4 protein-coding genes are annotated in these 6,096 nt (G+C 57.7%); 1 reads left to right on the top strand and 3 read right to left on the bottom strand.

The window, feature by feature from the left end; translation table 11 throughout:
- The 3 genes from ACRESJ_RS11485 to ACRESJ_RS11475 all read right to left on the bottom strand — a co-directional run.
- Positions 1-906 (bottom strand): polyamine ABC transporter substrate-binding protein (locus ACRESJ_RS11485; protein WP_431758007.1); only part of this gene is annotated, 906 nt, incomplete at its 3' end.
- A gap of 171 nt (positions 907-1,077) precedes the next feature.
- Complete coding sequence (locus ACRESJ_RS11480) at positions 1,078-2,442, bottom strand: aspartate aminotransferase family protein (protein WP_431758006.1); 1,365 nt, start codon at positions 2,440-2,442, stop codon at positions 1,078-1,080.
- Between the two features lie 59 nt (positions 2,443-2,501).
- Positions 2,502-3,860 carry a glutamine synthetase family protein gene (locus tag ACRESJ_RS11475; protein WP_431758005.1) on the bottom strand — a complete coding sequence of 453 codons (1,359 nt, stop codon included), beginning with the start codon at positions 3,858-3,860 and terminating at the stop codon, positions 2,502-2,504.
- Positions 3,861-4,527: 667 nt separating this feature from the next.
- On the opposite strand from ACRESJ_RS11475, the gene ACRESJ_RS11470 reads away from it, so the two are divergent.
- Entirely contained in the window at positions 4,528-5,904 is a 1,377-nt protein-coding gene (locus ACRESJ_RS11470; RefSeq protein ID WP_431758004.1) for a glutamine synthetase family protein, read from the top strand.
- The last annotated feature ends 192 nt before the right edge of the window (positions 5,905-6,096 follow it).

Raw genomic sequence — 6,096 nt, 5'->3', positions numbered from 1 at the left:
CGGCTTCTGCAGGAAGGTCATGAACTTGTAGGCGCCTTCGACGTTTTCGGCATCTTTAGGGATGGCGACCATGTCGTAGAAGCTGCCGGCACCTTCTTTGGGAATGTTGTAGCTGACTTTCACCTTGTCACCGGCTTCAGCCGCGCGGGACTTGGCCTGGTAAACGTCACCCGAATAACCCACGGCCACGCAGATGTTGCCGTTGGCGAGGTCGGAGATGTACTTGGACGAGTGGAAATAGGCGATCGAAGGACGGACCTTCATGATCAGGGCTTCAGCCTTGTCGATGTCTTCTTTCTTCTGGCTGTCGGTAGGCAGGCCCAGGTAGTGCAACGCCACCGGAATCATCTCGGTTGGCGAATCCAGCAGGCTGATGCCACAGGACTTCAGCTTGGCGGCGTTTTCAGGCTTGAAGATCAGGTCCCAGGAATCGACCGGTGCGTCGGCGCCCAGTGCAGCCTTGACCTTCTCGGCGTTGTAGCCGATACCAATCGAGCCCCACATGTACGGGAAGGCGTGTTCGTTGCCCGGGTCGCTGACCGATACGGCCTTGAGCAGGTCAGTGTTCAGGTTTTTCCAGTTAGGCAGCTTGGACTTGTCCAGCTTCTGATAGACACCGGCCTTGATTTGTTTGGCCAGGAAGTTGTTCGACGGAACGACGATGTCGTAACCGGACTTGCCTGCCAGCAACTTGGCTTCCAGGGTTTCGTTACTGTCGAAGACGTCGTAGACAACTTTGATGCCCGACTCGTCTTCAAACTTCTTGATGGTGTCCGGAGCGATATAGTCGGACCAGTTGTAGACGTGCAACACCTTGTCGTCCGCCTGTACCGCACCCGCCATAATGCCCATCAGGGACATGGCGAGAAGAGTCTTGCCAGCAAACTTTTTGCCTAATGCCTTCATGCGTTAATGCTCCAAATTTTTCTTTTTTTGAACCACTTTGTTCAGCGGCCGAACCCGGACAACTGGAACCGCGGCTAGTCTGGCAAGATGCGAGGCGGTCTTTCAAGGAAAGGCCGCCTTATATGGCAACCCTGAGCGAAAGTTTCATGTCTTGCGCTCAGAGCCTAGCACTTAGCCCTGCAACGTACTCAGGGTCAGGTCCAGGCACTTGCGTGCCTTGGTCACCAACTCATCGATTTCCGCCGGTGTAATCACCAGCGGTGGCGCGATGATCATGGTGTCCCCCACAGCCCGCATGATCAGGCCGTTATCGAAGCAGAACTGCCGGCAGATCATGCCAACGCCCTTACCTTCATAGCGCTTGCGCGTGGCCTTGTCCTGAACCAGTTCGATGGCCCCCAACAGACCTACCCCACGAACTTCCCCAACCAGCGGGTGATCATTCAGTTCCCGCAAACGTTTCTGCAAATACGGTGCCGTTTCTGTCTTTACGCGCTCGACAATGGTTTCGTCGCGCAAGATGCGGATGTTTTCCAGCGCCACTGCAGCCGCTACCGGGTGCCCGGAGTAAGTAAAGCCGTGGTTGAAGTCGCCACCCTCGTTGAGCACCTCGACCACTTCGTCACGCACGATCAGGCCACCCATCGGGATGTAGCCGGAGGTCAGGCCCTTGGCGATGGTCATCATGTCAGGCTTGAGGTCGTAGAAATCGCTGCCGAACCACTCGCCGGTGCGACCGAAACCACAGATCACTTCGTCCGCCACGAACAGGATGTCGTACTTGGCGAGGATTTCCTTGATGCGCGGCCAGTAGGTGTCTGGCGGAATGATCACGCCGCCGGCGCCCTGGATCGGCTCGGCGATAAAGGCACCGACGTTGTCGACGCCGACTTCCAGAATCTTCTCTTCCAGCTGATTGGCGGCCCAGATACCGAACTCTTCCGGGCTCATTTCACCGCCTTCGGTGAACCAGTACGGTTGGGCAATGTGGACGATGCCCGGGATCGGCAAATCACCCTGTTCGTGCATGTAGGTCATGCCGCCCAGGCTGGCGCCAGCCACGGTGGAACCGTGATAGCCGTTCTTGCGGCTGATGATGACTTTCTTGTTCGGCTGGCCCTTGATCGCCCAATAGTGGCGCACCATACGCAGCATGGTGTCGTTACCTTCGGAGCCGGAACCGGTGAAGAACACGTGGTTCATGCCTTCTGGCGCGACGTCGGAGATGGCTTTGGCCAGTTCCAGCGCTGGCGGGTGGGCGGTCTGGAAGAACAGGTTGTAGTACGGCAGTTCGCGCATTTGCTTGTTGGCGGCTTCCGCCAGCTCATCACGACCGTAGCCGACTGCCACGCACCACAGGCCGGCCATGCCGTCGAGGATCTTGTTGCCTTCACTGTCCCACAGGTAAACGCCCTTGGCGCTGGTGATGATCCGCGGGCCTTTCTCTTTCAACTGCTTGAAATCGCTGAATGGGGCCAGGTGGTGATCATTGCTCAGGGTTTGCCATTCACGGGTTTGCGGGTTGTTGCTGGTCATACGAATCTCCTAAAAAAATCAGGTGAAAGCGCCGCCCGACAGCAGCGACGCCCGGCGTATCAGACGGCGAAGAGCAGGAATTCCCGTTCCCACGAGCTGATCACGCGCTTGAAGTTTTCATGCTCGGCCCGCTTGACCGCGACGTAGCCAGTGATGAAATTTTTGCCCAGGTACTTCTCGATGGTCGTGCTGTGTTCCATACGTTCCAGCGCATCTTCGATAGTCAGTGGCAGGCGCAGGTTGCGGCGCTCGTAGCCACGGCCCACCACCGGCGCACTCGGGTTCAGGCCTTCGACCATGCCGATGTAACCGCAGAGCAGGCTCGCGGCAATCGCCAGGTACGGGTTGGCATCGGCGCCCGGCAGGCGGTTCTCCACCCGACGGTTGTGCGGCCCGGCGTCCGGAACCCGCAGGCCCACGGTGCGGTTTTCTTCGCCCCACTCCACGTTCACTGGTGCCGAGGTATCCGGCAGGAAGCGGCGGAACGAGTTGACGTTCGGCGCGAACAGCGGCAACAGCTCGGGGATGAGTTTCTGCAAGCCACCGATGTGGTGCAGGAACAACTGGCTCATGGTCCCGTCTTCATTGGAGAAGATGTTCTTGCCGGTCTCGATGTCGATGATGCTCTGGTGCAAGTGCATGGCGCTGCCCGGCTCACCTGTCATCGGCTTGGCCATAAAGGTGGCGGCAACGTCATGCTTGAGCGCGGCTTCACGCATGGTGCGTTTGAACACCAGGATCTGGTCGGCCAGGGACAGGGCATCGCCGTGACGGAAGTTGATTTCCATCTGCGCCGTGCCGTCTTCGTGGATCAGCGTGTCGAGATCCAGCTCCTGCAATTCGCACCAGTCGTAGACGTCCTCGAACAGCGGGTCGAACTCGTTCGCCGCTTCGATGGAGAACGATTGGCGACCGGTTTCCGGGCGACCGGAGCGACCGATCGGCGGCTGCAACGGATAGTCCGGGTCATCGCTGCGCTTGGTCAGGTAAAACTCCATTTCCGGCGCCACGATTGGCTGCCAGCCCTTGTCGGCATAGAGTTTCAGGACCTTCTTGAGCACGTTGCGCGGCGACAGCTCGATCGGGTTGCCTTGCTTGTCGTAAGTGTCGTGAATGACGATCGCGGTGGGCTCAATGGCCCAAGGCACCACGTACACCGCACTCTGGTCGGGACGGCAGATCATGTCGATGTCGGCCGGGTCGCGCAGTTCGTAATAGATGTCGTCTTCGACGTAATCGCCAGTCACGGTCTGCAACAGCACGCTTTCTGGCAGACGCATGCCTTTTTCGGCGATGAATTTATTGGTCGGCGAAATCTTGCCACGGGTAATCCCGGTCAAGTCGGCGATCATGCATTCGACTTCTGTGATCTTGTGGCTTTTCAACCAATCGGTGAGCTGGTCGAGGTTGTTACTCATAAATGCCTCTAGGCTTTGAGTTGCCCGACCCTTTTCAGGTCGGGCGTTGTTTGACGCATCGGCGTCGCGTTGTAGAGCGTTTGAGTAGCAGGTTAGCGTGTTTGCCAGCACCGCTGCAGAGGCCGCGCGCGCAGAATCGCGAGCCGAACCCTGACGATGGTCAAGCCGCTATTGTGAATCGGTTCTATATTGAATGGAGTAACCGTAATGGGGGTGCCATCGCGACCGTCCAGAATAACGGACGGGGACGGTTGGACCGTCACGGATGGGAGGATCACCGGAGCCGCTAAGGCCACGGACCGGACGGACGTGTCACCACTGACGTGAGTAACATGCCGACCGACCTGTCTTGAGCAGTCGGTGACGCCGATTATCGGCAGGCGAGACATGAAGCACCCCGGTATTATTGCTGTTATGGGTTTGATTCGAGCTTAGCCTTGTTCATTTTTTTACACAACACCCCCGTAAAAAATACAACACGGCCCGCTCAACCCTGCGGGTGGCAAGCGTTCCAGGGAAAGTAAAACGCCCCAAAGTGCCCCATAAATGCCCTTGCGGCGCTTTTTCAGGGCACAAAATGCCTCGCTTGACTTCGGCATGCCGTTCGGGTTGACTGAAACCAGAAAAGATCAATGATTGATATTTTTAACAACAAAGGTGTTGCATCATGTCGGTACCCCCGCGTGCCGTTCAGCTTAACGAAGCGAACGCGTTCCTTAAGGAACATCCTGAGGTTCTGTACGTCGACCTTCTGATTGCGGATAGGAATGGTGTGGTGCGCGGCAAGCGCATCGAACGCACCAGCCTCCACAAGGTTTACGAGAAAGGCATCAACTTGCCGGCCTCACTTTTTGCCCTGGATATCAATGGTTCGACGGTGGAAAGCACCGGCCTGGGCCTGGACATCGGTGATGCTGACCGAATCTGCTATCCAATCCCCGATACCCTGTGCAACGAGCCATGGCAGAAGCGCCCGACCGCGCAACTGTTGATGACCATGCACGAACTCGAAGGTGAGCCATTCTTCGCCGACCCGCGTGAAGTGCTGGCTAATGTGGTGCGCAAGTTCGACGAAATGGGTCTGACCATCTGCGCCGCGTTCGAACTGGAGTTCTACCTGATCGACCAAGAGAACGTGAACGGTCGTCCGCAACCCCCTCGCTCGCCAGTTTCCGGTAAACGCCCGCATTCGACCCAGGTCTACCTGATCGACGATCTCGACGAATACGTCGACTGCCTCCAGGACATCCTGGAAGGTGCCAAAGAGCAAGGCATCCCTGCCGACGCCATCGTCAAGGAAAGTGCTCCGGCGCAGTTCGAAGTGAACCTGCACCACGTGGCCGACCCGATCAAGGCTTGCGACTACGCAGTGCTGCTAAAGCGCCTGATCAAAAACATCGCCTACGACCATGAAATGGACACCACCTTCATGGCCAAGCCCTACCCGGGCCAGGCGGGCAATGGTCTGCATGTCCACATTTCGATTCTCGACAAAGACGGCAAAAACATTTTTGCCAGCGAGGATCCCGAGCAGAACGCCGCACTGCGTCACGCGATCGGCGGTGTGCTCGAGACCCTACCGGCTCAAATGGCTTTCCTCTGCCCGAACGTCAACTCCTACCGTCGTTTTGGCGCCCAGTTCTACGTGCCAAACTCGCCGAGCTGGGGCCTGGACAACCGCACTGTCGCCCTGCGCGTACCCACCGGCGCTGCCGATGCGGTGCGTCTGGAACACCGTGTGGCCGGCGCCGACGCCAACCCGTACTTGCTGATGGCTTCGGTCCTGGCAGGCGTGCATCACGGCCTGACCAACAAGATCGAGCCTGGCGCACCTGTGGAAGGCAACAGCTACGAGCAGAACGAGCAAAGCCTGCCGAACAATCTGCGCGACGCACTGCGTGAGTTGGACGACAGCGAAGTCATGGCCAAGTACATCGATCCGAAATACATCGATATCTTCGTCGCTTGCAAAGAAAGCGAGCTGGAGGAGTTCGAACACTCCATCTCCGACCTTGAGTACAACTGGTATCTGCATACCGTGTAAGCGGTTGCCGTAATGAAAAACGCCGTTGGCTAAATCAGCCAGCGGCGTTTTTTTATGGCCGCCTGCGGCGGATCGCTGGCAAGCCAGCTCCCACAGTGTTTTGCGTCGTTCACAAATTTTGTATTCACCGCAATACCTGTGGGAGCGGGCTTGCCCGCGATGGCGGCCTGCAAGACAACACAGATGCCTGCT

Source organism: Pseudomonas sp., from assembly GCF_050739655.1.
Classification (GTDB): domain Bacteria; phylum Pseudomonadota; class Gammaproteobacteria; order Pseudomonadales; family Pseudomonadaceae; genus Aquipseudomonas.
The sequence above is the reverse complement of the archived record's forward strand: the minus strand, read 5'-3'. Positions and strand labels throughout refer to the sequence as shown.